Origin of the sequence: Micrococcus sp. Mcc89, from assembly GCF_024519795.1 — a bacterium.
GTDB classification, from domain to species: Bacteria; Actinomycetota; Actinomycetes; order Actinomycetales; family Micrococcaceae; genus Micrococcus; species Micrococcus luteus.
Genome location: NZ_JALJRI010000075.1, coordinates 1 through 1,213, shown reverse-complemented (window position 1 = coordinate 1,213; position 1,213 = coordinate 1). Strand labels below are relative to the sequence as shown.

The window sequence follows — 1,213 nt, the reverse complement described above, 5'->3', positions numbered from 1 at the left end:
TGTGGGTGAACCACTACAACTACCATCGGCCTCATACCTCCTGCGGGGACGCCCCTCCGGCCTCGTTGGCCCCGGCCCGAGTCAACAACGTCATGCCCTCTTACAACTAGTCACCAGCCGGTCGGTATGTCAGGTCCCCGCGTACAGACGCGAAGAGGGCCGGAATCGCGTGGATTCCGGCCCTCTCTCGCGGAGACGGGGGGAGTCTCCCCCAACCCGCGTGTGACATGGGCGTATGCATCCGGTGACTGTTGCCTAGTCGGGCAGTAGTCGGGATTCTCGGCGTCAGCCGGGGTAGTAGATCGGATCACGGACCATGACGAACACCACGCAGCAGCACGACGCTGGACTCACCGCGAGCGCCGCCACCGGCCACCAGACCGCCACCGGGAGCACGTTGGTCACGCTGGACACGGAGCACACGATCCACCTGGGGGCCGTGGCCCTAGAGTCCCCGGGCACGTCCACCCTGACCGTCTACGGGAAGATCGTCACCACGGAGGCACCCGGGCGTCCCCGCGTTGCGTGGGCCGATGTGCGGGTGGAGGACTCGGAGCTGTCCACGGGTGGGGCGTTCCTCCCGGACGCACGGCAGGCACGGGCGCTCGCGGACTACTTCCTCCGTCTCGCGGACCTGATGGACGTGGAAACGGGCCAGGGGTGAGCGTTCTCCTTCCATGAGGTCCACGCTCGGGGGCTCTTTCCATGGGGTCGGCATCATGGGTCGCCGCCTCCGCTGGGGCCTTCATGGGTCCGATGGGTGCCCCCATTCACGGGGTTGGGCGGTCTGGGGCCACGTCCGCGAGCGCGGGCACTGCTTGGCGGGCGCTCGCGGTCGATCCCGGGATGACGACGGCCCCCGACCGTGAGGTGGTCGAGGGCCGTCAATGGAGCCGGTTCGGACGGTTGGTCCGGTCCGTCCGGTTAGACCGGACTGGTCCGGTCGGAATCGGACAGGTCGATATGGAACAGTCGCCACGCGGGTTCGAGCGCCTGGCGGGTGTACCCGCGTCGTCGTGCTCCGGCCGGCTCGCGGTCACTGGCGATCTTGTAGCCGGTCATCAACATGCGCCCGAGTCCCTGGGGCGTGAGTCCCTTCAAGGACTCGACTCCCCAGCGGTGCGGGGCGAGGTGGGCGAGTCGGGCGATGAGTTCGGGCGTCTGTAAGCGGCCATGAAAAGCTGCCCATAGGTGGCCAGGGAATGACCCGCTG

General features: G+C 67.8%; 2 protein-coding genes and 1 pseudogene. 2 read left to right on the top strand and 1 reads right to left on the bottom strand.

The genetic code is table 11. The features are described 5' to 3' along the window. Both NR072_RS07690 and NR072_RS07685 read left to right on the top strand, forming a co-directional pair. Window positions 1–110 (top strand): annotated as a pseudogene (locus tag NR072_RS07690) (IS481 family transposase); the annotation flags it as partial. A 206-nt stretch (window positions 111–316) separates the two neighbouring features. Beyond that, window positions 317–664, top strand: coding sequence for a hypothetical protein (locus NR072_RS07685; RefSeq protein WP_069941739.1), 348 nt, complete (start codon window positions 317–319; stop codon window positions 662–664). Between the two features lie 260 nt (window positions 665–924). On the opposite strand, the gene NR072_RS07680 is transcribed toward NR072_RS07685, so the two are convergent. Continuing rightward, window positions 925–1,213: DUF3631 domain-containing protein (locus tag NR072_RS07680; protein ID WP_256836735.1), on the bottom strand; the 289-nt coding region annotated here is incomplete at its 5' end.